Annotated in this window: 19 protein-coding genes and 2 pseudogenes; 15 read left to right on the plus strand and 6 right to left on the minus strand. The window is 59.3% G+C overall.

Features of this window, described 5'->3' with window-relative positions; all coding sequences use genetic code 11:
• Window positions 1-10: 10 nt before the first annotated feature.
• From E5S69_RS24110 to E5S69_RS24155, 10 genes are all read left to right on the plus strand, one after another.
• Window positions 11-745, plus strand: a complete 735-nt coding sequence (locus E5S69_RS24110; protein WP_115737230.1) for a conjugal transfer protein TrbJ — start codon at window positions 11-13, stop codon at window positions 743-745.
• On the plus strand, window positions 742-1,791 hold the full coding sequence (locus E5S69_RS24115) for a type IV secretion system protein (RefSeq protein WP_115737229.1): 1,050 nt from the start codon (window positions 742-744) through the stop codon (window positions 1,789-1,791). Before E5S69_RS24110 ends, E5S69_RS24115 begins: the two co-directional genes overlap by 4 nt.
• Window positions 1,791-3,050 carry a TraI domain-containing protein gene (locus E5S69_RS24120; protein WP_115737300.1) on the plus strand — a complete coding sequence of 420 codons (1,260 nt, stop codon included), beginning with the start codon at window positions 1,791-1,793 and terminating at the stop codon, window positions 3,048-3,050. The genes E5S69_RS24115 and E5S69_RS24120 overlap by 1 nt, the downstream gene beginning before the upstream one ends.
• Window positions 3,050-4,906: a conjugative transfer system coupling protein TraD gene (gene traD, locus E5S69_RS24125; protein ID WP_115737228.1), complete on the plus strand. Its 1,857-nt coding sequence runs from the start codon at window positions 3,050-3,052 to the stop codon at window positions 4,904-4,906. Before E5S69_RS24120 ends, traD begins: the two co-directional genes overlap by 1 nt.
• Before the next feature lie 8 nt (window positions 4,907-4,914).
• A complete protein-coding gene (locus E5S69_RS24130) occupies window positions 4,915-5,421 on the plus strand; it encodes a hypothetical protein (protein ID WP_115737227.1) in 507 nt (168 codons plus the stop codon).
• Window positions 5,396-5,686, plus strand: coding sequence for a hypothetical protein (locus E5S69_RS24135; protein ID WP_115737226.1), 291 nt, complete (start codon window positions 5,396-5,398; stop codon window positions 5,684-5,686). The genes E5S69_RS24130 and E5S69_RS24135 overlap by 26 nt, the downstream gene beginning before the upstream one ends.
• A 3-nt stretch (window positions 5,687-5,689) precedes the next feature.
• Window positions 5,690-6,307 carry a DUF4400 domain-containing protein gene (locus tag E5S69_RS24140; protein ID WP_115737225.1) on the plus strand — a complete coding sequence of 206 codons (618 nt, stop codon included), beginning with the start codon at window positions 5,690-5,692 and terminating at the stop codon, window positions 6,305-6,307.
• A 59-nt stretch (window positions 6,308-6,366) separates the two neighbouring features.
• Complete coding sequence (locus tag E5S69_RS24145; RefSeq protein ID WP_115737224.1) at window positions 6,367-7,233, plus strand: ATPase; 867 nt, start codon at window positions 6,367-6,369, stop codon at window positions 7,231-7,233.
• Window positions 7,234-7,506: 273 nt separating this feature from the next.
• A complete protein-coding gene (locus tag E5S69_RS24150) occupies window positions 7,507-9,234 on the plus strand; it encodes an ATP-dependent helicase (RefSeq protein WP_115737299.1) in 1,728 nt (575 codons plus the stop codon).
• A gap of 77 nt (window positions 9,235-9,311) precedes the next feature.
• The gene (locus tag E5S69_RS24155; protein ID WP_115737223.1) at window positions 9,312-11,825 is read left to right on the plus strand and encodes a DEAD/DEAH box helicase; all 2,514 of its coding nucleotides are present in this window, start codon (window positions 9,312-9,314) and stop codon (window positions 11,823-11,825) included.
• Between the two features lie 189 nt (window positions 11,826-12,014).
• Here E5S69_RS24155 and E5S69_RS24160 read toward each other — a convergent pair whose 3' ends face one another.
• The 5 genes from E5S69_RS24160 to E5S69_RS24180 all read right to left on the minus strand — a co-directional run bounded on the left by E5S69_RS24160 (window position 12,015) and on the right by E5S69_RS24180 (window position 19,917).
• Entirely contained in the window at window positions 12,015-13,319 is a 1,305-nt protein-coding gene (locus E5S69_RS24160; RefSeq protein WP_115737222.1) for a replication initiation protein, read from the minus strand.
• A gap of 1,424 nt (window positions 13,320-14,743) precedes the next feature.
• Window positions 14,744-15,073: a stability/partitioning determinant gene (locus tag E5S69_RS24165; RefSeq protein WP_145987317.1), complete on the minus strand. Its 330-nt coding sequence runs from the start codon at window positions 15,071-15,073 to the stop codon at window positions 14,744-14,746.
• Window positions 15,070-15,780, minus strand: a complete 711-nt coding sequence (locus tag E5S69_RS24170) for a ParA family protein (protein WP_115737221.1) — start codon at window positions 15,778-15,780, stop codon at window positions 15,070-15,072. Before E5S69_RS24170 ends, E5S69_RS24165 begins: the two co-directional genes overlap by 4 nt.
• 1,112 nt (window positions 15,781-16,892) lie before the next feature.
• Complete coding sequence (locus tag E5S69_RS24175) at window positions 16,893-19,094, minus strand: phage integrase family protein (protein WP_115737220.1); 2,202 nt, start codon at window positions 19,092-19,094, stop codon at window positions 16,893-16,895.
• Window positions 19,069-19,917, minus strand: a complete 849-nt coding sequence (locus E5S69_RS24180) for an HNH endonuclease (protein WP_115737298.1) — start codon at window positions 19,915-19,917, stop codon at window positions 19,069-19,071. The genes E5S69_RS24175 and E5S69_RS24180 overlap by 26 nt, the downstream gene beginning before the upstream one ends.
• Before the next feature lie 153 nt (window positions 19,918-20,070).
• Here E5S69_RS24180 and E5S69_RS24185 point away from each other — a divergent pair, with 153 nt between their 5' ends.
• The 5 genes and pseudogenes from E5S69_RS24185 to E5S69_RS32995 all read left to right on the plus strand — a co-directional run.
• Window positions 20,071-21,060 (plus strand): hypothetical protein, encoded by a 990-nt coding sequence (locus E5S69_RS24185; RefSeq protein WP_232348064.1) that lies wholly within the window; start codon window positions 20,071-20,073, stop codon window positions 21,058-21,060.
• Between the two features lie 139 nt (window positions 21,061-21,199).
• Window positions 21,200-22,024 carry a hypothetical protein gene (locus E5S69_RS24190; protein WP_115737219.1) on the plus strand — a complete coding sequence of 275 codons (825 nt, stop codon included), beginning with the start codon at window positions 21,200-21,202 and terminating at the stop codon, window positions 22,022-22,024.
• Between the two features lie 49 nt (window positions 22,025-22,073).
• The gene (locus tag E5S69_RS24195) at window positions 22,074-23,096 is read left to right on the plus strand and encodes a DUF4238 domain-containing protein (protein WP_115737218.1); all 1,023 of its coding nucleotides are present in this window, start codon (window positions 22,074-22,076) and stop codon (window positions 23,094-23,096) included.
• A gap of 325 nt (window positions 23,097-23,421) precedes the next feature.
• Window positions 23,422-23,733, plus strand: coding sequence for a hypothetical protein (locus E5S69_RS24200; protein ID WP_232348065.1), 312 nt, complete (start codon window positions 23,422-23,424; stop codon window positions 23,731-23,733).
• Between the two features lie 234 nt (window positions 23,734-23,967).
• Window positions 23,968-24,171 (plus strand): annotated as a pseudogene (locus E5S69_RS32995) (transposase); the annotation flags it as partial.
• Window positions 24,172-24,268: 97 nt separating this feature from the next.
• Here the strand turns inward: E5S69_RS32995 and E5S69_RS24210 are convergent.
• Window positions 24,269-24,805 (minus strand): annotated as a pseudogene (locus tag E5S69_RS24210) (IS110 family transposase); the annotation flags it as partial.
• Window positions 24,806-24,817 lie beyond the last annotated feature (12 nt).

Below are 24,817 nucleotides of genomic sequence, written 5' to 3' on the forward strand. Positions count from 1 at the left end.
GGAGAGACCCATGAAACGTTGGATTGTCCGTGCCGCCATGGTGGCAAGCCTCGCAGTTTCCACGAATGTTCACGCCGCGCTTCCGGTGATCGATGGCGCCAACCTCGTGCAGACGACCAGGACGGCACTGCAGGCGCTCAAGACTGAAATCTACGAGAACACCAATATCGCCTACCAGTACCGCATGATGGCGAATCAGTTGCTACAGGCCACCGGAATGGACCCGGCCCATCTTACCGAGCAGCTCGACGCGATCAAGGACGAGATCGGCAAGTTCGATCTCTACGGCGTGACGCTGAACGATCTCTATGGGGCCGTCTCCGACAACGCGGACTATTTGTCTAAGGTGCGCAGCATGGTCAAGGCTTCGGGCAAGCCCAGCGGGCAATGGCTTGAGGACCAGCGCACGCTGCTGGCAAATGGAGACAAGACCGCGAAGAACCTGTTCGATCTGGGCACCTCGGTGGTCAAGAACGTGCAGACGCAGGCCAAGCGTCGGCAGAAGATCCAGAAGGAGATGAAACTCACTGGCACGGCGCAGGCCGCGGCGGAAGCGACCAACGAAATGCTCGACGTCCTCGCAAACCAGAACTCGGATCTGCTGCAGATGATGAGCGCCAAGGTGCAGTCGGATGCCGACAAGGACCAGAAGGCGCTGGCCATCGAGACCGAGTCGCTCGACACGGCGCGTCGCCTGCAAGCCGAGCGTGACCAGCAACGTCAGAAGATCCTCAACCTCAAATGAACTGGACCTCGATCACTCCAACGCGGATGTGCTGGGGCTTTGTCGCGCTGCTCCTCGCCACGCTTTGCGTCGTACCACAGCTGGCCACGGCACAGGAAGCTACAGCGGGAAATCAACCGGTCGTAGCTGCAAGTGCAGGCAAGCCGGGCGACATCAGTGAGGGGATCAGGAAGACACTGAGCAAGCTCGATGGGATGCGCAGCAGCCTGATTCAGGCGGCTACGTCGCTGAGTAAAGCCACCGTGGAGGACGCCAACAAGATTGCATTCGGGCTGGGGGTGATCACGCTGGTCCTGGCCGGGCTTCGATTCGCGGCTACTTCGGATCCCGTCAGTGCCTGGACGGATCTCTTCGAGACCTTTCTGGTGCTCGGCATTTTTGCTTCGCTGTACGCGAGCTATACAAGCTTCTCCTCGGGCCTGTTCCTTTGGTTCGACCATCTCGCCACGTCTATCAACGGAGGAAATAGCATCTATGACCTCCCCGCATCATTGGCCGATACAGGTGGCAAGTTTGTAGATTCAATCTTGAAGACGCTGAAGGCCGGAATTGTGAATCCCCTTTCCCTACTTGATGCCGTCGTCGCCGCAATTCTGTTCGCGTTCGCATTCATCGCTGTCCTGATTGCCGCATTGATCTATTCGTGGTTCATCCTGGTCGGGCATCTGTTGGTGGCCGTGGGTATCGTCGTGGGACCTCTCGCCGTGGCATTCGGTATGGCGGAGATCTCCCGACGGTTCTTCAATGCCTGGCTGGACTACATGGTCACCGGCTCGATGTACATGGTGGTGGCAGCCATCATCTCGCAGCTGGTGAGCAAATCGCTCATCGCCATGGTCACAGACATCGGCAAAGTAGGGACTGACACAACCATTGCGGCCAGCTATGCGCTCAGCACCGCGATCATCCTGGTCTTCGTTGCCATGGAGATTCCGAAAATTGCGGGCTCCCTCTTCGGAACCGGCGGCGGCGTTGGTGCCACCGGCGGGATGAAGATGCTGGGCCGGGGCGCCTGGAGTCTCGGCAACAAGCTGGCAGGGAAATGATGACTACACATGTACACCTGCCGTCGGATGCGCTGCTGGCGTCCTTCTCCGACCGCGTTGCGCTGATCCGCCAGTACGCGAACGAAGCGGAGAGCGCCGATTTCACCACCAAATGGTTCGATGTGCTGGAGCGCTGCGCCACATGGTTTTCGAGCATGCCGCTGCGACCCGGCGAGCACGCTGAGCCAGGCGGAGCATTCCGCGCTACGGTTGAAGCAGCCTATTTCGCCATGCGTCTATCCGGCGCGCAGAAGTTCGCCGCCGACATGACCTCCGAGCGCCGCCGGAAGCTGGAGCCGCAGTACCTGTATGCGCTCTTCCTGGCCGCCTGCTGTTCGCGCCTGGATGAGCCATGCCGGCACTTCCAGTTTCATCGGGAAAGCGATGGCGTGGAATGGATGCCCGCCATCCACGGCGCGTTTGGCCCATGGCTTGCTGGCAGCACCTACCGTGTCACGCGTCGAGAGACCGCCCTTCCCATCGAGCGCATGCGCACAGCGCTCCTCGCACGCGAGATCCTCGGTGCGGAGCGCCTTGCGGGATTCGACGGCCAGGTGCTTGCCGACCTGTTCGGCGCCATCAATCCTGATCCCCGACCGAGCGGTCTCGAAACGCTTCTGCACAAGGTCGCTCGCCAAGCAATCGACACGGTTACGCAGTTCGAGATCAAGGCGCGGCGTGCCGCCTTCTCGCCCGATACGACGCCGGCGCCGAAGGCGGATTTGCTGAGCGCCGCTGCAGATGCCACAGCCCAAGCGAAGCCGCCTGCCGCAGCTGCAACCGAGCAAGCAGCGGCAACTGCGCCTGCCTCTGTCGACTCCCGTGCGCCCACCCCGCCTCCGGTAGGCGCTGATACCTCTCCCGCGCACCCGCCAGCGCCGTCGATGGCGCTGGCCCCGCGCGAAACGATCCGGCCTGCAGTGCAGCTCGACGGCTCGCGATCGCTCCGGCCGGAACAGGCGGAGGACCCGTTCAAGGAAGCACTCGCCGGCGCGTCTAACCTGCTGCGCGAGTTCTTCCGGGCCCTGGCCCAGGACGTGGCGGCCGGCAAGGTAAAGGTGTCCTGGGTTGACAACCGGCTCGCGGTCAGCAAGCGCATGTTGAGCAATTACGGCATCGCCTCGGAAACGCTGATCGAGAACCTCCGCAAATTCCAGCTGCTCTACAAGATCGTGGGGCAGGACATCCTGCTGGTGGACAAGGTCGCGAACCTGATCGCAACGCGGCCGCAATCCACGGGCAACGAGGTGGACGACTGATGCACCACTACATCAATCATTTCCGCCCGATCTATGAGTTCCGCGCGGCGGTCGGATGGTTGCTCGCCGCAGGACTGATTCTGGCCAGCGGAATGCCGGGAGCGGGCTACTTTTCCCTGTTCTGCCTGGCCATGCTGCTATTGCGCTCGGTGCAGGTCTGGCGGGCGCTGAAATTCCGTCTTGCCATTTCGACCAAGTGGCTCGCCGTCATTCCTGTGGGAAAGCTCCTGGCGCTCAGCGCGCAAATGCGGAAGACAGACAATGCCATGTATCTCGGCACGGGCTTCGAGTGGACCCAGAAGCATTGCCAGATTGCGCACGACATCCTGCGTATGCCCTCCAGTGACATTCCCGGCCTGCCTCGTTGGCTGCCAAAGCCTATAGTAGAGCGAGTGGAGGCTGTGTTTGCGCCGGCTGGAAGCATCGCCGACCAGTCTCCGCAGGGAAAATCGTGGATCCACGGCATGGAGCCACAGAAGATCCCGATCCCGTTCCATTACAAGGCGATGCCCGGCCATACCGCTGTGAGCGGCACGACTGGCGCCGGCAAGACTCGCACCTACGAGGTCATTTCGACCCAGGTGATCCACAACCCCAATGACGTTTTGATCGTCATTGACCCCAAGAACGACGCCGAGTGGGCCGCTCGGGTAAAGCGGGAATGCGAGCGCACGGGACGCAAGTTCCTTTATTGGAAGCAAGCGGCGCCGTCGCAGTCGATCCGGCTCAATCCGCTGGAAAACTGGGCCCAGCCGTCGGAGATCCCTACCCGCATTGCGCAGCTGATGGAGGAAGGCCCGTTCCGGCAGTTCGCATTCCTGTTCATCGACCGCGCGGTGAAGGGCGAACTCTATGTCGGCGACAAGCCCAACCTGCGTTCGATCCTGCAGTACGCCCAGAACGGCATCAACAATCTATTGGACCGCGCGCTCCAGCGCTTCTTCCCGGAAGCCGGCAAGCCGGATTGGGAGGAAGAGGTCACCGGCTACATGCAGCAGGTAGGACAGCGCGCCGGCGGCACAAAGCTCGATGCCATGGTCCGTCTCTACATCGAGAGGTTCTCGAACAAGGGACAAGGACATGAGGCCATTGACGGCCTGATCGCCACGTTCCAGCACGATCGCGACCACTACGGTCGGATTATCGCCTCTGCCCTGCCCTTGCTCCAGATGCTGGCCACCGGCGAAACGGGGCTGATGCTGGCTCCGAAGGCCGACGACTTTGAAGACGACCGGGAGATCTGGGATATCGACAAGGTCATCAAGCAGAAGGCCGTGCTCTATGTCGGCGCCGACTCGCTCTCGAACTCACTGGTTGCCCAGGCCGTCATGTCGATGCTGCTGGCGGACATCGCTTCTGTCGCCGGCGCCATCTACAACTTCTACGCCAAGCCGCCCGAGGTCGTTCTGATCATCGACGAAGCAGCCGAGGCGATCAACGAACAGATGCTGCAAATCCTGAACAAGGGTCGCGGCGCGGGCTTCAAGGCATTCGTCGCCTACCAGACACGCTCCGATATGACAGCGAAACTTGGAAACGTCGCCAAGATGCAGCAGGTTTTGGGCAATTTGAACAACCAGATCATCTTACGATTGGAAGATATCGACACGGCACAGTGGTTCTCCGAGAAGGCAGGCACGACCGCCATTCGGAACATCGTCGTGTCCAGCAGCACCAGCACCGGAACTGAGGCTCATGTCGGTGAATTTAGCGGCTCTGTGTCGCGCTCCATGCAGCTTGAGAAGGCGCCCCTGATTCCGCATGAGCTGATTATGCAACTACCGAACCTGCAGTACTTCCTGCGTATCTCTGGTGGCTCCGTCTACCAGGGTCGAATTCCAATCATCCAGGACTAATACGGTCAATGCCCTCCACCCTGTTCCGACAAATCGTCAAGGAATACAAGCTCTCGGCGAAGCTCTCACCGATGTTCATCGTGTCTCCCGACCTGGATGACGTCTGCACCCGTGTGGTCGATTACATCGGCGTGAATTTCCGGGTGCGAGAAGAGCCGCTGGTCAAGGAAATGCTGACGGACGCCATCGCCGCGTGGCGCGCGGCGCGCAAACAGGGCGACGCAAACGTCGCCTTCATGCAGGGCTTGTTCGGGCGCGCGCACGATCTTTACGCGAAGCGCTATGCCGCCTTCAAGGGCGAGAAGTACAACGTCTGGTATCCCTACCACGAGTCCATCCCTGCGTTCGAGCAGCGCCAACCCGCGGGCTATGTCTGCCAGGTGGTCGACGAACCCGTACCGGGAAACATCTCCCAACGGTGTGCGGCATTCCAGCTGGCCGCTCGCGTGCTGACCGGCTACAGCTTCACCCGCTACTTCGATACCTACGATGTCGCTCGAGACTTTGCACACTAAGGCCGCCCGGTCATTGGCAAGGTTGCGCCAGGTTCCGGTGCGGTGCGCTGCGTGGATCTTCCGCGTCGACCTCGAGCTTGCACTGGAAATGCACGCCTGGCTCAATCAGGGGACACCCGGGCCGATGCCAGAACACTTCATGCGCGGCAATGCCGCCCCTTGCTTCGCCCTGACCAGTATTGCCGCGCGCAAGCCGGTGGTCTTCTGGGGCGCGCTCGTCGCCATCCCGGCACTGCCGGTGCTACTTCTGCTGCGTTGGGTGTGAACCATGGCCAGTTCCCGATTCGTCTCTCACGTACGCGTGTGGCTGCTTGTGTCGCCGCTGATGATCTGTGCACTTGTGCCGTTCATCCAGAGCGATGCCGCCTTCGAAGTCAGCGATGCTGAACAGGCGTCGGTTTCGCAATGGATTGGCCAGGCCGGCGCGCGCGAGGCAGCATCGCAGGCGAACGACCGGTTTGACCGTTGGCTTGTCAAATCTGGTGCGCTGCAGGCATCGTTCTCTGGCTCGGACGCCGATACGGCACTACCAGACGCCGGTGCTTCGGAGTTCGGCCGCGGCTGGATGCGACGTTTCTGGCTGACCGTCTACCGAGCAGTCTATCGCGCGGCCGTCGCCCATCACTGGCTGTTCGGTGGATTCATCCTTTTTGCCGCGCTGCTTAACGATGGGGCCGTGTCGCGCAAGATTCGCGCCGCGGGCGCTGGCTTCGCCAACCCTGTGACCTTCCACGTGGCCGCCCATGGCCTGCTGCTTTGCTTTGGTCTTGGCGCCACCGCCCTGCTCTTACCGATTTCCCTGCTCGCTCACTGGTGGACGCTCGGCGTCTGTCTCGTGGGCCTCTTCAGCTGGCGCCTCGCGGCGTCCTTCCATGTCGGCAAGTAGCTGACACCACGTTTGTTTGATTTCAATGGCCTCGAACGCTGGCCACTCCAGGAGAAATGATGACCACCACCGACCTGCCCATTGCTGAATCGCCTGCTGGTATGGCCCATATCAACGCTGCCCCGACTGAAGTTGCTCCCGTTGTACCGATGGAGGCTGGCGGGGCCGCCGAGGGCGCATCGGATCGGGTTGATGACGTCGAAACCGAACTGATCGCCATGGAGGCGTCGGCCGACGCGCTCCGCAAGGAAGGGCTGATCTCGACGGCCGATCTCGAAAAGAAGAAGGCTGAGGTCGAGCGGACTCGCAAGCTCTTCCGCGAGCTGTCCCCCGAAGACCGGCAGGCCATCGTGCGCCGCCGGCGCGAACTTGGTCGCCAGATCCTCGATCGCGAACTCGCCGGCGCCGCGGTGGTGGCGGTCAGTCTGAAGCTCAACCACACCCGCCTGCGTCCGCTATTCGAGCAATGGTGGCCGTACATGAACCGCATGTCGCTGAACCTGCAGCGCTTCGGCCAGTCGACTTTTTCCAAAAGCGAGCTCGCGACCATTGAGGCGTTCCTCGAGCGAGAACTCGCCAAGCTGGAAGACTATGTCGACGAGCAGCTGCGGGTGGCCAGGGCCTACCGCGAGCAACGGGAGAGCGAGATGCGCGCCAAGGACGACATCATCTTCCAACCGACTATTACCCGTCCTTCGGTCGATATCGAAGTCCAGGCCTTCTCGCGGTTTGCGGTTCGTGCACTGCAGGTCCTGATCAAATTCGACCAGGCCATGGACCAGTTCGATTTCATGGTCTGGAACGGAATTCGCGATATGACCGACGTGAACGAGGAAGTGACGCGCTTCCTTCGCAAGTTCCAGCCGCTGGGGCTGCGCAGCTACACGACGCATCTGAAGCTCATGACCACCGTTCGCGGCGTGTGATTGTGAAGACGGCATTTGGTGCCACGTGAACTTGGATCTTGGCACCAATTGCCATATTGGTATTCGTTGTCGATGCAATACCGATGAAGTCCCACCAAGTGGCAGTTGATCCGTCCTGTCTGCTGTCCCGGTTAATGGCACTTGGACAGTGCTAGGCCAACTGTATCCAACGATCTGCCGAGAACTGCCACTTGGTGGTACTTGCTGTATTGAACCTTCACAAGATGCAAGTCCCACTTGCTCACCGATAGTCCCCCGTACAGACAGATCATCATGTCTCTCGCAGAAGTCCTAGATAGGCTGAATCCCTCTCAGCGTGAAGTCGTAGAGTACGTTGGTCATTGCGTCGCCGTCGCAGTGCCGGGCGCCGGAAAGACCGCGACGATATCTGCCAAAGCTGCTGTGCTTCTCTCCCAGCCGAATGTAACTGTGGGCGCGGTAACGTTCAGCAAGGATGCGGCCGTTGAGCTGCGGGATCGAATCTTGGCTCTCTCTGGCCCAGCAGCAAAAAGACGCCTGCTTGCTGGGACGTTCCATTCGCTGGCTTACAAACAGCTCCTCGGAGCGAACGGGAAGCGGCCAGACATCGCTACTGACGGAGACCGTACCGCGATCGTTGCACAGGTCCTACAGGATTTTGGGCTCGATTGGAAGGTCGAAGACGCAGTGACCGAGATCGAGCGTATCAAGAACGGTTTCGCGGCTCCCTCTCTGGAAACCGTAGAGGGTCAACTGTATTCCGCCTATCAAGAGGCCCTGGAGCGCAATGGTCGCGTGGACTTTCAAGATTTGATGCGGTATGCCGTTAAGGGAATGCAGGAAGGATCCATTCAACCGTACAAGGTCGATGTTCTGCTGGTCGATGAGTATCAGGACGTCGATTCTCACCAGGCCTTATGGACCGCTTTGCATGCGCGGGCAGGCGCCGCGGTGAGCCTAGTCTGCGACGACGACCAGTCTATATATGGTTTCCGGGCCGCAATGGGGCTACAAGGCATTGAAGCATTCACAAAGGAGTTTAGTCCACGCCAGATCGTCCTGGGCATTAACTACCGGTCGCGGTCAGAAATATTGGCAGTCTCCGATCGCGTAATCCGAAACAATCGTGAGCGAATTGTTAAAGAACTCATTTCGCATCACGGTCCAGGCGGCAGTGTCACGTTTGAGCGGCATGATGATGAATATAGGGAAGCAGTTGCGGTGATTGAGGCGCTATCCAGCGCTATTCGATCGGGAAAAACCGCTGCCGTTCTGGCTCGTACCAATCGTATCCTTGATCCAGTTGAAGCAGTGTGCCGATCCCACGGCGTGAAGTATCACCGCGCAGCAGGCCGGTCAATCCTGGACCGACCCGAATCGGCGTTGATGGGTAGCCTCCTTGAACTCGTCGAGGGAAAGCGCGAAACCGGTTTGGACGCGGTGCTTGGGTTCGCGGGAATCGGACTTGGCGATCTTCATACGCTGCACAAGTCATTCTCTTCAACTGGCAACACGAAGAAGCCGAAGAAGCAGGACCTCTTAGCTGCAAACGTCGGAGAGGAAGCTGCCGAAACGTACGTAGGCTTCATGAAGAAGCTGGATGAATGGCGTGGACTCTGTGTACGCCAGTTTTACTCACTCGTTCTCGACGGCGTGTATGAGTGGATGATGAAGTGGGCAAAAACGGACCAAGCTAAACGTTCCATCACCACAACCTACGATGTCCTCTCACGGCTTAGCGGTACATTCTCCGACCGCCTTGAATATCTTCGACGTCGGAACAACGAGCCTGCTCAAGACGCGGTGGTTCTTACAACATTCCATTCGAGCAAAGGTTTGGAATGGGACTACACCGCTCTCATTCGCCTGGAAGAGACAGTAATACCCGACGACGGCAGTTCCGAGGCCGAGGAACGCCGACTGTTCTACGTCGGGCTTACGCGGGCCCGCGAAGTTATGACTCTATCCACAGCAAAGAAGAATCCCACATCACGCTTCGTCATCGAAGCCGGATTGGCGTAGGTGCTTGGCTGAGCGCTTGACTTCGACATCGCAACGGTAGCCTTTCCACTTGATCCGATCAATATCTGGGTACGCCCGTGTCATACATTCGCCGTCCACATCAGATCGAAGCAATCGACGACGTTCTTGCTGGCTTCGAGACGCACGATCGCGGGCAACTCATTATGGCCTGTGGGTCAGGGAAGACCTTGACCACGCGTTGGATCGCCGAAGATCTCGGGGCGGACCTTAGCTTAGTACTTGTTCCTTCCATATCGCTTTTGGATCAGTTCGCAGCTGAATGGGCAGCGAACGCCTCGGCGCCGTTCACTGCGCTATGTGTATGTTCGGATGAAACAGTTGGCCTCGACCGAGACGCGGACATGTCCACTGAGGAACTCCGGCGCCAGGGTCTTACGGTAACGTCGTGCTCCACCGTCATTCGGGACTTTTTGGTATCCGGTCACGGCAAGCGCGTCGTCTACTCGACCTACCAGTCCACGCACCTGGTGGCGGCCGCTCAGGCAGACGATGATTCACCGCACTTCGATATCGCAATTGCCGATGAAGCGCACCGAACGGCGGGCGAATCCTCGTCGCAGTTTTCGATAGTGCTGGACGAACGTCGCATCAAAGCTCGCAAGCGCCTTTTTGCGACCGCCACCCCTAAGGTCTTCCGCGGTAGGAAGAGCGGGAAGGGTGAACTGCTGTTCGATATGTCGAATGAGGCAATCTATGGGCCACGCTTCCACACGCTTAGTTTCTCGCGTGCAATAGCACTCGGACTGCTTTGCGACTACCGTGTCGTCGTCGCCTTGACCGAAGATGAGGAGCTTCGCAGCATAGGAAACGATGAACGTACGCGCGTACCCGAGAGTCACACTGTCGACGCCGTGGCGATCAGTTTACTGAAAGCGCTGCAGCACTTTGGACTCAAGAAGGTCATCTCCTTCCATCGATCGCTCAAAGCCGCGTCGGAGTTCCGCAATCTACTGACGTCCATCGCACCCACCTTATCCCGCGAGGGCAAAGGACCCACCACTTTCAGAGCGGACTTCCTGGCTGGCGGTACCTCCATGGCCCGAAAGAAGGCTGTGCTCGCTTCGTTCCGGTCCAGCGACGCGGCAGCTCATGTACTGACCAATGCCCGGTGCCTCACGGAAGGGGTTGACGTCCCCGCCGTCGACGGCGTCTCCTTCACGGATCCGAAAAGCAGTGAGATCGATATCGTGCAGGCCATCGGACGGGCGCTGAGGCTGAGCCCCGGAAAAACCGTTGGAACGATCATGCTACCCGTCTTCCTCGCGAAGGGCGATTCGCCACACGAAGTGGTGGAGAAGACCGACTTCCGGTCGGTATGGTCAGTGTTGAACGCTTTGCGCGCACATGATGAGGACTTTGCGGCCAAAATTGTCGAGGCGAGCCGGTCCGCAGGTAGGCGACAAGGCGTCAGCGACATCTTTTCCAAGGTCAATTTCTTGGGCGGCGCGAACGTTGTCGGTATTGCTGATGTTCTTAAGCCCATAGTCATAGCGGACATGGTAGACCCGTGGATTGTCGGCCTTCATTACGCGACAGAGCGCTTCAAGGCAGTCGGCGATTGCAATGCGCAGGGTGCAGAAGTATGGCCTCCCGGGACTAGCGACGGTTTTCCCTTAGGAAAATGGATCAGAACGCAGCGACATGACCACAACCGAGGCCGAATCAATCCAATCCGGAAAGTTGCGCTGGAGAATCTCGGCATAGTCTGGAAGGTCGAGAACGCCATGGAAAGAGGCATCTCGTGCCTGGCCGCATGGAAAGAGCGCTTTGGCGACGCCAATCCGCCGGCGAACGCAGTTTGGTCGGTAGATGGCGGTTCGGATTTCCGGCTTGGTGCTTGGGTGAGCAATCTGCGCGTCCGCTACGCAAAGGGTCTGCTTCCGCCGACTTACGTTGAGCGGCTAAGGGCGCTTGGCGTGACACTTACCTCTATCCAAGACGAATGGTGGGCCGCCGGGTTCCGTGCGGCGACAAGCTGGGCCTCCAAATACGGTACCTGCAATGCGCCTCAAAGCTCAACCTGGCCCGAAGATGCGACCGAGGGCTACCCACTCGGCAACTGGATAGTCAAGCAACGGATACTCCATTCAAAAAGCCTGCTTAGTGAATCGCGTTGCAGGCAACTAGAAGAGCTCCGGATCGTTTGGAAGCTTGGTCAGCAGAAGGGTGAGAAAAGCTGGAACGCAGGCTATGAGGCGGCGAAGCTCTACGCAGAGGTCTTCGGAGACTGCAATGCGCCTCAATCGACGTGCTGGCCCGCCCCGGACGGCTTCAGGCTGGGCAAGTGGATTAGTGAACAACGTCAGTCACATCGCCGTGGTTCACTCTCCGAGGATCGAGTTAGGCGCCTCGAAGGGCTAGGTATTAACTGGTCGCCGCCTGTTGGACGACGGGCCGCCAATGGGCCTCAGGGATCAACTTCGGTGGGAAATGGGTATGCGTCTATTTCGCCAATGTCGATGGAACTTGGTCTTCAACGCACATGCTTCCTCGACTTTTCACTGACGCTAGCCACAAAACGGCACAGGATGGCATTGCGACGCAAACCTGCAGTCGAAAAGTCGAAATAAGGTATAGGCATTCCAGCAGGCGCGCCTTTTAGCAGATCGACAAGGAACTTGTGTCATATCCCGGGCCTTGCGGATCCGTTGCTTCTTCCCGAGGCTGTTGCAGCAGTAAAGGTTTTGGCGCCACTGCTGCGAGGCCGACGCCCCGCGGCGACCCGAATACGAGCAAGCATCCTTATCGGCATTGCCGTATCAGAAATTGCCGGTCAGGATAAAGCGCAGTAGATCATCGCTAGTTGGCTCGCCCCACGTTTCAAACGCCAGCCACTGATAAAAGGCAGTCTGTGCAGCCTTAGAGGGCTTCTTACCACTGATCACTCGTTGGTTCGGCACAGTGCACTGATCGTTGTACCTGGAAATCGCAGCCTCTTGTTCTTCTGGGTCGAGCTCTGCAAAATACCTTTGCGCTTCGGTGATCCTAGCTGCGATGTATTGACTCTTGGCTTCCTCTGGCGTCCGAGCCAACACTGCCTTAGGCGCGCTTTCAGATGGGGCTGCCGCCGTTTCCGAGTCCATCCCTTTGGCCCAGTTCTCGGTCACAGCCTTGCGGAAGTAGGCAGCGACGTTATCGATTGCCGGAACATTTTTCTTCGCGATTCTTTGCTTGGTGTAGGCGACTGCTTGTCGCACTCGAGCCGCCCCAAAAGTGCGAATTGCTTTTCGCGCCTCTGAAAGCGGAACGTTCAGCTTCACTACTGACTGAACTAGCTCGAGGTCTTCTCCCTCCGCTGCCTTTGCAGACTCTTTACGGCTGATGCGAAATTGAACCTCAGCTACCGAGCGCCCCACCTTGTGCTCAATCAACTCAAGAGTGTGATCCGAAACATCGTTGATTTCCGCAATGCACGGCAGAATGACCGCGCGCTTAAAGATCTTGTATTCCTTATACTTCGTCTCTCCCTCTTCCCTTCCAAGGATTAAGTTTCTGAACGTCTTCAGCGGGATCTTCGCTGTCATCCCAACACGCTCGTACCTGACAGTGTTCTCCCATAACGCAAGTGCATGTGAGCGTCGGAACAGCTTGGCAATACGCATGTCAATCATTGCGTAGCGCTCAGGGTTCAAGAGTTCCTCGCAGATTTCCGGAGCAAAGGAGTACGATAGGATCGGCCCGGTAATCTTCGCGCCAGCGACCAAGGTTGACCCTGTCCACGTAGCGGTCCCGTCGCTATTGAGCTGATCCCAGTCGACCACAGTTCGCATCAGCGACTTGGCCGTTTCCTTTATGTATGCTGTGTCCTTCGTCGTAAGACTTAGCTCCGCCATCATCTCAGGGATCGAGATCTTGAAGGTGCTCGCACCATCGTTGCGTTCGAGCCTATGCTCGATTGCATTCTTGATGAGCGAATTGAAGAGCCGGCGTTGCTGCAGCGTTAGTGCGCCGCCAACCGGCGATACATGAATGGCCTGGACAGCCTTCTTGAATGGTTCAGGAACTTCAGGTTGCTGAAACAGAGCAATCTGAACGTTCTTCGAGGCTGCGCTTCCCTTGGCCATAGTGTTCTCGGTACTCCGGACAGGTGAAATCTTAGTGTGCAATTCTTCACCTATCAAGAGGTTTCTCCCCTCACGTCCGCGGTCGCGATTCGAAAACTCCCTTTGCCTACGCGGATTTAGGCAACTCTATGAAAGCAATGCCCGAAACTGCTCGACCCCCACAAGGGTTCACCTTTGGTCGGAAAACACCCCAAAACCATGCACCTTTTGAGGGGACTCGGTGAAAGGTGCATGGTTTTGGGTAGCTTTCTGGCGGAAGGGTCACTAATGAGCCGCATAGAGCACTTTAGGGAAGGCGCTTTGTGAATGGCCCCTCATGTTCCTATGGGGTGCCCCATTTTCTTTCACCTTAATGGCGGCCTTAACTCGCAAGGTCCCCCGGCATCGGTGCCAGGCAGCCCCCAAATTCGTTCACCTCCAACTACCCCCAAAAACCTTCACCCTTCTAGGATTCTCAACACTTGTAGAAGTGAAAGGGCTCTACAACGGCCCCAAAAACGTTCACCTCGGCCCTCCCCCAAAAATATTCACTCGTCGTGGAGACCTTCGCCACTGGACGCTCGCACTTTAGCGGGGCGCATGAATACGATCCTCAAAAGCGTTCACCTTTCTGGGCTGCGGATTGGCTTGCCCCAAGCCACTTCACCTTTGCCCCAAATCCACATCCCCTTCGCCTCAAATCTCTGCACCGGTGGCCCCAAATCCACATCCCTTTCGCCCTAATGAAGTTCACCATTGCCCCAAGATCATTCACCGAAATGCCTTGGAAGCCTTATCTGGCAAAGGTTTCAAGCGCCTAAAGGTTTACTTAAAGGGGTTATAGTGTGTAAACACGTAAACGAGGTCGTACTTTAAATAAGTCTCCCCACAAACCTTCACCTAGGGAACGAGCCACGCATAACGGTGCGGACATCTGGAAGACGCAGGTGCGGGCTAGGGAGTGTCCGGAACGTGTGTACGCAACTGCGCCATAAAGGGAGGCGGAGGACACGTTGTAGGTGCCAGCCCGTATCGCTTTGAGAGCTTGCGCTGTCTCGATGCGGTGCGCCACCAGTTGCTTGGGCCCGGTCGCCTGGCTGATGCGGCTGCACCAGGATGCCGCTTTTTTGGAGCCCTTCTCAGATCCCCTTCACTCCCGTGGCTAGGGGCAATGCGGAAGTCATGTGTCGCGGTCAAGCAGTCGCAACCCCGTCGCCGGCCCGGCGGCTAGCGCATGCGCTAGGTCGGCCAGTGCACCCCTCTGCTCGGTCAGATCAGCCGTGGAGCCGACATGCTGCGGCAGCGCCTCGGTGGGCCGCCGCGAGGCATGGATTCGTCGTGACGCGCCTTCGAGGAACGCCAGGCGCGCACTCGTCCAGGACCTTCTGGAACAGGACGGGCATAAAGACGCACCGACACAGCAACGCCGCCGACATGTACCCACTTCATCCCCGCTTGAATTTTTCTTCCAGAATCTGTACTGCCCGCTCTAGCAGGGCTCCCGCAGGCAAGTTGAGTTCATCGGCCAGTGCGTTAAATCTGGCCACAGTTTCAGCTGTGGCTTTGATATTGATCTGCTGATTCCTGCCTGTCGTGAATCGCCGCTGCCTTCTTGGCGACGGCATCGCAGCTTCCACTTTCTTGGCGTCACGGCTGACAAAGCCATTTTCCTTTGCGACCTGGGCAACGGTCTCGCGGTCGACGCGAGGTTTCTCTTCACGGACTCGCGGAGCGAAGTCATCAAGAGCGAGGTCGAGAGGGTTAGCGCGGCTCATTGTTCCACCTCATGCTTCAGTACTTGTTTTGGTTGACGCAGTAGCTCGAGGAGCTCCGCTGCAAACGCTTCAGCGTTCTCGATTGCCTTGTCGACGTTTGACACCTCTGAGCGACTGAGGCCGCTGAGAGTTTGTCGATACGAGAACATGGCCTTGAAAGCTGCTCGCTCATTGAGTTCAACTTTGAAGACCGGGATATTCGCCTCGGCGAAGGTTTTCCGGATATGAGCGGTGTCTCGGCTTTGAATTGCAACGGACGTTCGAGTGAACAACACCGCGTACGGTAGTCGGTAGTCCGGTTTGTGCTTCTGAATCCCTCGCTCATGAGCTCGGATGAGCCTAAACGCACGCCCAGCTTGCTCTGCGTCTAGCTGAGAGCCTTGTGTGGGGACGACTACAAAGTCGGCTTCGCTGATGGCGTGCGCGACGATTGTTGCAGCCGTGCCCTCAAGGTCAACGAAAACGAATGTAGATGTCTTCGCGGCTTCATCGATCCGATCAGCGATATCCTCCTCCGTGACGTCGGAGATGATCTTCATCGATTCGGGAGCAGCGCCGTCCTTTGCCCAAGTCTGTACTGGATGATTAGGGTCAGCATCAATTACGGAGACGGTTTGTCCCTTCTCCGCGACGATTGTCGCGAGCGCAAGGCAACTCGTTGTTTTTCCAGCACCACCTTTCGGAGAGACAAACACAATAACGGGCATAGATGCTCCTGTTAGTGGTAGCTGGTCGCTACCTAGTAGATGGTTAGCTATCCAGTACCAGATGGTATCCAGTTGGCGCACATTATAGCTGATAGCTACCAAGTAGCAAGCTAGTACTGGTAGCGGGCTGGCTACCAGCCAGGTACCATAAGTCTTAACCCAATAGCTACCTGAAAGGCTAGCCTAAAAGGTCTCCATTTGATACCAGTCGGATAGCTGTAGGGTATCGCATTAGTAGCCTTCGTCGGCAGCTGCAATAGGTAAGACGAGGGCATATAAATGGAGGGGGATACTAGAGAGCTACCAGACAGAAAGCTATCAGAAACTTGTCAGATACCAGGGGTTGCGGCCGCGACCCGAAGAAATACTGCTTTCGAGTGGCTCCGTTCGCTGTAGCGGATAGCTACCAGTTAAGTATGGGGACTGTAGAAAGCGCTACTTCCTTCGCAATAGCGGGCGCCAGCATTTGATACCTGGTCGCTATCTAGTAGCCCTCGCTGAGGGCTGACAGTCGCGAAGCAATGGAGGCCTTCAATGGATAGCTATTAGGTTGTCCGATACCCGATCTGGGTGGGATGGCCCAGCCCGATCTGACCGCTTTTGATGGCTACTTGGTAGCTACCGGATATACGTAATCGCATTTGTTCCACAGTCGCGGAGCTTGCGCCGACGAGCGCTGCCTGGTGGGCCCAGATAGTGGGCAACGGCGTGAGTGACCCCCGAATTCTAAGCTGGTAGCTACCAGATAATATTGAGGCCTCATCTCTTGTGAGGCCTCAACTGCTCAGTGGAATGCCGATGCAAAGACGCGCTTTGGTAGCTAACAGCTAGCTCCCAGGGTAGACCGTTCATCGAGCCAACCGGGATGGTTCGAAAGGTTCAGTTTCGCCGAGCTTTGCGGGCAGCTACCAAGTCTAAGCATTACCTGGTAGCTACCAGATAGAATTCATGCGCCTCGTTCGAATAGGCAGAGGTTATATACTGAACTTTCCTTCGCAAACGCGCGGCTCCGATCACGCCCGTCGCGCTCCGGCACCTTGGTGGCTGCCAAGACAAGCAGCTGGCCGGCCGGGCAGTGTGACGCCTGTTCTGCCCTATGAGAAGAGGGCCACTTAACCCGCTTGCACTTTGGTGCCAGGCGTTTTGGACCATACAGCCTGCATGGCTGACATCCTGCGGGCTTTTTCTGTAGTGATATAGCGTGTCGTCGTATCAAGCGAGGCGTGGCCGGCATTCTGCTGCACGACCTCGAGCGGTGCTCCAGCCGCCAAGGCGTGCGAAATGTGGGTGTGGCGTAGCCAGTGCGCGCTGGCCGCTCGAAGCCTGTCGGCCGCCCGCTCGTTAATCGAGGCCAGCTGCTCGGCACTGACAGCGAAGAAGTCCTTCAGTTGCTCGGCCAGCGTGCCGGCCGCGACCGGAGCAGCAGCATCCACGGGCTTGCGGCCCGTCCACGCTGCTCGCTCCGCGAGATCCACGGCATGGCCAAGCAGGGCGACACCGCGTGGCAGGCGGCCGGCCTTGCTGTCCGCCGAAAAACCCCGGCTAGCCAGATAGCTATCTAGTAGCGTCATGACAGCTGGCGCCATCGGGACGCGGCGCAGCTTATTCCCCTTGCCCAGCACCTGGAGCCACCAACCCTCGATCGGTCCGCCGCCGTCCGGATCTGGCAAGCTTTCCCATTCGAGATGGTCTGTGGTGGCGGCCACGATCTCCGACAGGCGCAGCCCGGTGGTGTATAGCAACGGAAGAGCCAGGCGCAAACGGGCGTTGGCCGATGTCGGGGGCAGGGCGGTCAGCTGATCGCACAGGAACTCCCATTGCTCGGTAGTAAGGCTTCGGCCGGTATCGAGCTTGGGTGCCGCCAGGCGCGGCACATGGATGCCATGCCACGGATTGCCCATCAGATAATTCTGGTCGACGAGAAAGCGATACAGGTTGTTCAGCACACCAAGCGCGTAAGCCTGCGCACGTACAGAGAGCGGTCCTTCGAATGGCCGCCAGATGGGGCTCCAACGCTCCCGCGAGCGCGGCGCACACCACTCTTTGGGAGGCGCGGACAAAAAATCCCGGTAGGCAGTGCAGTCCTCGTGAGTCATCGAGGAGAGGGGCTTGTTGCGTACCAGGACGGCCCAGAGCATAAAGCGCTCGGCCTCCTTGCGGTAGGCGCGCTGGGTGTGGGACAGCGTGTGCAGCCAGTCCAGCGGGCCAGGCACGGTCGCAAGGTCTCGCCGTTTCTCACGTAGTCGCGCCACCTGAGCGGAAGAAAGCCCGGGCTTGGAGCGCAGCCATGCGAGGACAGCCTCGTAGTCGTTATGGGCAGACAACAGGCATTGGGACTGAGGCCGCCGGTAAAGTCCGCTCCGTCCATCGAGCTCAGCGGGCACCACTAGCTTGTCCAGCGGCACCAGCGCCGTGGCGCGCGGCACTACCTTGGCGAGTTCGTGCGCGTAGCGCTCGCGACGCGGCACGGCCACGTGCTGTCCCACTTGGCGGGAGAGGGTGTCGGCGTGCGCGGCGAGAAAGCGCTCGATCGCGCGGGCCTTGCCGGCGCCGATGCCGGGCAGCGCACGGGTCCATCCGATCCCAAGCCCATTGATGCGGTCGACCAGGTCACCGATGGTGGCGACACCGGCAGCCGCCAGCCGGTTGGCTAGCGCATCGGCCAGCCACGCACGGCAGCCATCCTCGACCAGCACCGGGCGCGCATACAGGCCTTCGAGCCAGTCGATGGCGGCCAGCTGCCGGGTCATCAGCGCTGCGCGCTTTTTCTCGCGCGCGAGCGCCTTGCCAAATCTTTCTTCGTAGGCCTCGAGTTGCTCGCGCTCGCTGAACCCGTCCAGGCCCTCTGCCGCCGCGAAGTCCTCGAGCGACGGCAGATCCAGTCCCGGGCGCCCGACCTGGCGGAAATCTACCTGGACCAGCCGCGCGGTACCCGGGCGATGCGCGCGCACGGCTGCTGCAGCAAGCTCTGAGCGCAACCAGGCGGTGACACGACGCACCTTCGGGTGCGCGGCGAACGCAGCGCCGTCATCGCCGGCCGCGGCAGCGGCGCGCGCATCGGCTTCAGCTTCGATCTCGCCTTCCTCGGCCAGGTACCGTTCCCACATCGGACGTGCGTTCAGGCCTTGCACGATGGCGCGCAGGAAGCCGAAGTGGCCACGGTGCAGTTGGCGGCGGGTGACGGTACGCCGGCGCCGCCGCGGCCCGGGGGCAGCCAGTGTGGGCGACACGCCCGGTATCGCAGATGCCGGGTTCTGTTCCGTCCTGGCGGCAACTGCCTGAAGCCTCTCAGGGGGCTGAGTCAGGGTATCCATGCTTGGCCCGGTGCATTTTGAGGAATTTCTGGCGCTCCTCGGTCATCGCCTGCAGCCCCTTGTCGTTGCGCAAGGCGCGTGACGGGTCGACTAGACCTAGCAGCGTGCGCTGCGCAGGACTGATGTCGTGGTGTACCAAAAGTGTGCCGCTGTTGTCGAAGCTGATCTGCCCTTGGTCGAACAGCGCGTCGAGTGTGGCCACCAGCAGCAGTCCGTTGTGAGGGTTGAGCCGCATGTCGTCATCGGCGCTCGGGTCGGCCCAAGGCACAATGTGGCTGGCCCGCAGCGCCTGGCGTACTGTCACGCCTGTCACTGCGCACGCGCCGGCCCAGTGCCACTCGAGGTCCTTGCGGAACTGGCCTTGGCCGAGACGCGCATCGACCAGACGCTGGCGTGTGGTCGGGCCGATTTTCCGCCGAGCTATTTGTGCCAGGTCGTCTGCGAGGGACCGCGCGCGCCCCCCGTCTGCGTCTGGAACCTGTCCTCTTGGCGCATGATCAATCCCCCTGCAATCCCGGCCTGGCCCCGGCCGTTTGCCCTTTGGTAGGACAGGAAAACCAAGCTTGATCAGCTGCTGACGCCAGGGGCCTTCGCTTGCATAACCGTATCCCTTTGGAAGCGCACCATCGGTGGCCAGCCAGAGGATGACCTTCGGCGGAAAGCCCTGCGGACCTTCGCCGTCGTCGAGGTCGATCCAGACATCTTCTACGCGGGACTGCCCGAAGCCGGGCGGCGGCGTGCCGCCAGCTTTCAGGAAGTTTTGCGCGGCGGCACGCACGGCGGTGGGCGTGAGCTGATCGGGGCGCGGGAGGTTGGGAGGCATACGGCGGTTCTGACGACGGGCGCTGGCACCGCCCAGCCCCATGCTGGCGCGCCTTTCACGCGTTTCGGTCACATTCTAGCCGCAAGTGCACCGACGTAGGTAAGCCATGCGTACCTTATTTTTTCATCCATTGATAAGAAAGGTTATCAACGGATGGCAAAAGAGCACTTTGATGCCGGGAGTGGCGGCGGCGCCATGCTAGAATCCGCCAAACCGGTTTTGGAGCTCGCGGTGTCCCTGATCCATGACATACAGGCGGAGGCCATCGATGCGACGTCGAGCGTGACGGCGCTGCTTCGCAAGTGCAAGCTGCTGGCTGCGCGGCTCGACCATGCCGAACTGGCCCAGTGGGTGGGATACGAATTGGGCGGATATCCCAACGGCGCTGCGTTGCCGCCGTACCGCCTCGCGACGCCAATGTCCTACGGGAACTTTGCCGGTGCTTTCAGCGCTCGGGCGGAGAACATCCAGATTCCGGTAGAGGTCTTGCCGGAGCACTTGCAAGAGCACTATCGAACGGCCCGCCTTGATCAGCCTGTCAGTACCTATGAAAACCTGGTCCGTGCAGGCACCCCCGGGCGACTCCACATCCCATGGCCGATTCCTATGGCAATAAGACATGCATCGAAGATCACTCGCGACATGCAGTGCATCGAGGCGTGGCAGGACCTGCCGACCGGCGTGATCGACAGATTGTTGGATGCCGTGAAAAATGCGGTGCTCGGCTACGCGATCGAGATCGAAAAGCTCAGCCCGGACGCCGGGGATCTGCCCATGGGCTCGAAGCCCGTCAGCGAGGACAAATTGACCCAGATCTTTAACACCCAAATTGCCGGCAACGTCGGCAACGTAGCCAACGGCGGTAGCGGCGTTTCCCAACGAGCGACGGTGAACGTGGGGGCAGGGGACTGGGATACGCTGCGTCGTTACCTCCAATCGCTTGGACTGCAGGACGCGGACCTGGCCGGTTTGCAGGCTGATCTCGACACGGCGCGCGCCGCTGGCACGGGTATGGACGGCAAGCCGTCGAGCTGGGTTGGCAAGCTGATCGGGAAGGCGGCTTCCGGGGTCGCGGGCGTCGGCGTGGAAGTCGCTGCCGGCGGGATTGCCAAAGCCATTGCCGCCTACCTGGGTCTGTCGTGACAGGACCCAAAATGAAAAGGGCGCTCCGCAGAGCGCCCCCAAAGCAGGAAGTCGGGGGTCCGCCCACCCTTACAGGCAGCTGCCAACACTGATCCCGACTTTTCACTGCCAACTATAAAGATCTTTGCACGTCAAGTCAATGGACCACCTGTCCGACGAAGAAATAGCGGCAGTAGCCGTTCTCCTGTCAAGTGAGCGATTGAGCACCTTTGAGCGGCTCGCCGGCTCTAACCGCGGCGCCATTGCCCTGCACCAGGAAATGCTGCGCCTGGGCGCCTCCCTGATGACGGTGACGGCCGTGGTCGAGATCGCCCTGCGCAACGCGGTTTGTGACCGGCTGACCGAACACTTTGGCACCGCCGACTGGCTGCGGAGGCCTCCGAGCCATTTTCGTTGGGATGACGAGCTTAAGGGAAAAATTGGCCTTGCAGAAAGTAGCGCGCGCAAGGCGGCCTATGCAAAGCTGACACAGGAACAGAAGCGGCAACTCGACCCGGTGGCGTTTCGAAAACACGGCGGCACGCCCCCTGCAGGCTTGTCGCATGAGAAGGTGTCCAAGGCCCGGCAGGCCGCGATAACGGTGCCGATGGGCCAAGTGGTGGCGCAGCTGACCATGTACTTCTGGAAGCGACTGTTCTCGGCGGACTACGAACACGCATTGTGGAAGCCCGCGCTAAAGCGCGTCTTTCCTGACAAGTCTTTGACCCGGGCGGCGGTCGCCACGCAACTGGAGGCGATCTACCAGTCCCGTAACCGAATCGCCCACCATGAGCCGGTGTATGGTCGTCGGCTGGTGCAGACTGAGGCGGCGATTGACTTCGTCGCGCGCCACCTGGGCAACCGCGGGCATGACGGGGCGACACCCCTGGAGAAGCTGCTCGAACTGGAACTGAATGAGCTGAAAGTTCGGGCCGACGCGATGCGACAGCGTTTGGCCGCCTTGCAGGCGGGGGAGCCAGATTGACTGATAGGGAAGAGCTGATGTTGATGCCACCAGACCTCGCCGGAGAGGAATGGAACTCTACTGCACGCCAGCACCGCAAGGAGCCAGCGTGACCACAAATCCTCCGAAGGGCAATGACGCTCGCAATCATCACTATGTGCCGCAGTGCTACCTGAAGGGCTTCGCACGCAACCGCAGCAAGAATGCGCAATTGTTCGTGGTCGATACAAAGACGAAGCGGGCCTTCGTTACGACCCCTCGTAACCTGGCGGCTCAGCGCGATTTCAATCGCGTCGAGATCCCGGGCCACGACCCAAATATCGTGGAAGCTGGCTATGCCGACTTAGAAGCCCAGCTTGCCCCCGCCCTCGTGCGCATTGATCAGCACGGGGACTTCTATAGCGAAGAAGACAAGGCCCTGGTCCTGGAACTCATCGCGCTGCTGGCGACGCGCAATCCAGGATTTCGGGAAGCCAGGCGCCAGGCCTTGGAGAAAATTTACAAGATCGTGGGGGGCATGGTGGTTTCCACCCAGGAGCGCTACGAGAGCCAGTTCGGCCAAGCACGTGCGGCTGGCTACCTCAAGGGAGAGCCGCTTCCCTACGAGGAAATGCGTGAATTCATAGAAAGCGAGCGCTATACGGTCGAGGTTCCCTCCACCAGTCCCACCAGTCATGTGGCTACCGAGTTGAAGTTGCTGGCTCACATGCGCGACCTGATTCACCGCCGCGGCTGGACTCTCTTGAGAGCACCATCCCACTGCGGGGGCTTTGTGACATCCGATCATCCAGTCGTTCTCGAATGGGATGACCCCGAGAGAATGAACAGCAAGATCTATTCACCGGGGTTCGGATTGCGAAGCACCACGATTTTTTTCCCCGTAACGAAGCACTTTGCGCTTCATGGGCATTTTGATCAGCAAGACGGTCGCACCATTCAGATCAACGAGCAGGGAGTCGCCGCGATCAACTTCAAGGTGTTCTTGCATGCCCATCGTCAGATCTATGCCGAGAGCGAGCGTTTTGGCTTCATTGGCGTCAACGGCGAGATTCAGCGTGGCAGCGCTTTGCTGGATTTGATCGCGGGCAGATAGCGGGGCATGCCAAGATAAACGTCGGCTATCATAAGCCTTGCGGTCATAACCAACAACATTTCGGTTAGTTATAAGCGCCTGCGGTTGAGATCTGTCACGGCAATGAGTAGTCGCACCTTCCGCGTGAAATCCGGCGATGGTCACCCGCAGAGCCGTTGCAGCACGACTTCACGACAGCGCCGCCTCTTCTCCGCACCCTCAGATGACCAGGCTTGGTTCCCCGCGCGTATCGGCACATTGTGGTTCCCGCACCCTGGTAACCCTTTGATACAGCATCGCGCCGAGGCCCGATGCTATGCTGCCGCCAGAGGCATCACGATACCTAATGCTCAGCATGCAGTCGAAACGCACACAGACCTACTGGCTGGCTCTGGCCGCCGCGCTTTGGGCCAGCCCTGCCTTTTCCGATGATTCTTACTATCGCGCCGGCGGTAAGGAATACAAGGAGAGATTCCACAGTGGCCGCTGCCAGGTCGAGCGCGAAGGCAAACACAACGGAGATTTCAAGGAAGAACGCAAATGCAAGGGTGGGCCGCGTGGCTATGGACAGAAAGAGAAGGTTCGGGACGGTCCTTGCCTAATCGAGCGAGAATGGAAGAGCGATGGGGAGTACGTGAAAAAGGTCGAATGCAAGTAGCCTTGCCATAGGCTGGCGTATTCGGCTGGTCGAAGAGTTCACGCGAATCAGCGTGCATTCCAAGACACCAAGCCAAGCGGGTGCTTGATGCCGACGGTAGTGATCTTGAAATCGATTGGGAGGTTGTGGACCTGCAGCTCCGAGGTTCAAGACCTTATCGCGCACCAATTCCTCCATCGACGTTCGGATGGCGCGCGACATTATTAATAGTTTGCCACCGTCCTCGGCTAGACTATCGACGGGCTTGGCGATTTCTCTTGCGCAATCGCCGGCGTGCCAGCCTCGAAGCTGCGCTCGCTGGCCAGCCAGGCCATGAGCCTGGACGCGGCCAATCTACGGGAGATCCTGCCTGAGAAGCGCTACACGCTGATCGTCGCCTTGCTCAACCATATGCGCGTGCGCACCCGCGACGATCTCGCGGAGATGTTCATCCGTCGCACCGAGGAAGGGCTGCCTTCCTCGGCGGCGAACAAAAGCTTCGCGCCTGACATGGGCTCACACCTTCGCCGCATGTTGCGATCGCAAATTATAGCTGGATGAGCATCCGGAACGAGCCTGGCAACTCATTGGTCGCATCCTCGATCAGCTCCGGCACCTGCCTGGCAATGTTCCCAATGCCCTGGGGAACAACCAACCCAAACTCAGCCAGCAGTCCGCGGATCTGATTGGCCTGCGAGGTACGCGCTTTCACGAAACCCTGACGCGCACGGTGCAGTGCCAGCACCGCCTGCTGCTCAACATTCTTGATCGGCACGAATCTCATGTTCGGTCGTGCTACCGCTTCGCAGATCGCCTCAGCATCGGCCGCATCGTTCTTGTTGGTCTTGACGTACGGTTTGACAAATTGCGGCGCCATCAGCCGCACCGTGTGCCCAAAGCTTTGCAGCTTACGGGTCCAGTGGTGCGCGCTGCCACACGCCTCCATCCCAATCACACTCGGCGGCAGAGTCGCAAAGAACTCGGCCACCTGGGCACGCTTGAGCTGCTTCCTCAACGTCGCTTTGCCAAGCTCATTCACACCGTGGATCTGGTCGGGTAGCAGCGACGCATTACTGCGCCGCCGCCCCCTCAGAACCGGACGTGC

The organism is Cupriavidus necator, from assembly GCF_013141915.1.
Lineage (GTDB): Bacteria > Pseudomonadota > Gammaproteobacteria > Burkholderiales > Burkholderiaceae > Cupriavidus > Cupriavidus necator_B.

What these genes read in the sequence shown, in the direction of transcription:
- traD (WP_115737228.1), top strand. Translation starts at nt 3,050, where the DNA reads ATGCACCACTACATCAATCATTTCCGCCCGATCTATGAGTTCCGCGCG.
- E5S69_RS24175 (WP_115737220.1), bottom strand. Translation starts at nt 19,094, where the DNA reads ATGGATACCCTGACTCAGCCCCCTGAGAGGCTTCAGGCAGTTGCCGCC.
- E5S69_RS24160 (WP_115737222.1), bottom strand. Translation starts at nt 13,319, where the DNA reads ATGGCCAAGGGAAGCGCAGCCTCGAAGAACGTTCAGATTGCTCTGTTT.
- E5S69_RS24170 (WP_115737221.1), bottom strand. Translation starts at nt 15,780, where the DNA reads ATGCCCGTTATTGTGTTTGTCTCTCCGAAAGGTGGTGCTGGAAAAACA.
- E5S69_RS24145 (WP_115737224.1), top strand. Translation starts at nt 6,367, where the DNA reads ATGACCACCACCGACCTGCCCATTGCTGAATCGCCTGCTGGTATGGCC.
- E5S69_RS24195 (WP_115737218.1), top strand. Translation starts at nt 22,074, where the DNA reads ATGGAACTCTACTGCACGCCAGCACCGCAAGGAGCCAGCGTGACCACA.
- E5S69_RS24200 (WP_232348065.1), top strand. Translation starts at nt 23,422, where the DNA reads ATGCTCAGCATGCAGTCGAAACGCACACAGACCTACTGGCTGGCTCTG.
- E5S69_RS24180 (WP_115737298.1), bottom strand. Translation starts at nt 19,917, where the DNA reads ATGCCTCCCAACCTCCCGCGCCCCGATCAGCTCACGCCCACCGCCGTG.
- E5S69_RS24150 (WP_115737299.1), top strand. Translation starts at nt 7,507, where the DNA reads ATGTCTCTCGCAGAAGTCCTAGATAGGCTGAATCCCTCTCAGCGTGAA.
- E5S69_RS24115 (WP_115737229.1), top strand. Translation starts at nt 742, where the DNA reads ATGAACTGGACCTCGATCACTCCAACGCGGATGTGCTGGGGCTTTGTC.
- E5S69_RS24130 (WP_115737227.1), top strand. Translation starts at nt 4,915, where the DNA reads ATGCCCTCCACCCTGTTCCGACAAATCGTCAAGGAATACAAGCTCTCG.
- E5S69_RS24190 (WP_115737219.1), top strand. Translation starts at nt 21,200, where the DNA reads ATGGACCACCTGTCCGACGAAGAAATAGCGGCAGTAGCCGTTCTCCTG.
- E5S69_RS24165 (WP_145987317.1), bottom strand. Translation starts at nt 15,073, where the DNA reads ATGAGCCGCGCTAACCCTCTCGACCTCGCTCTTGATGACTTCGCTCCG.
- E5S69_RS24110 (WP_115737230.1), top strand. Translation starts at nt 11, where the DNA reads ATGAAACGTTGGATTGTCCGTGCCGCCATGGTGGCAAGCCTCGCAGTT.
- E5S69_RS24135 (WP_115737226.1), top strand. Translation starts at nt 5,396, where the DNA reads ATGTCGCTCGAGACTTTGCACACTAAGGCCGCCCGGTCATTGGCAAGG.
- E5S69_RS24140 (WP_115737225.1), top strand. Translation starts at nt 5,690, where the DNA reads ATGGCCAGTTCCCGATTCGTCTCTCACGTACGCGTGTGGCTGCTTGTG.
- E5S69_RS24120 (WP_115737300.1), top strand. Translation starts at nt 1,791, where the DNA reads ATGACTACACATGTACACCTGCCGTCGGATGCGCTGCTGGCGTCCTTC.
- E5S69_RS24185 (WP_232348064.1), top strand. Translation starts at nt 20,071, where the DNA reads ATGGCAAAAGAGCACTTTGATGCCGGGAGTGGCGGCGGCGCCATGCTA.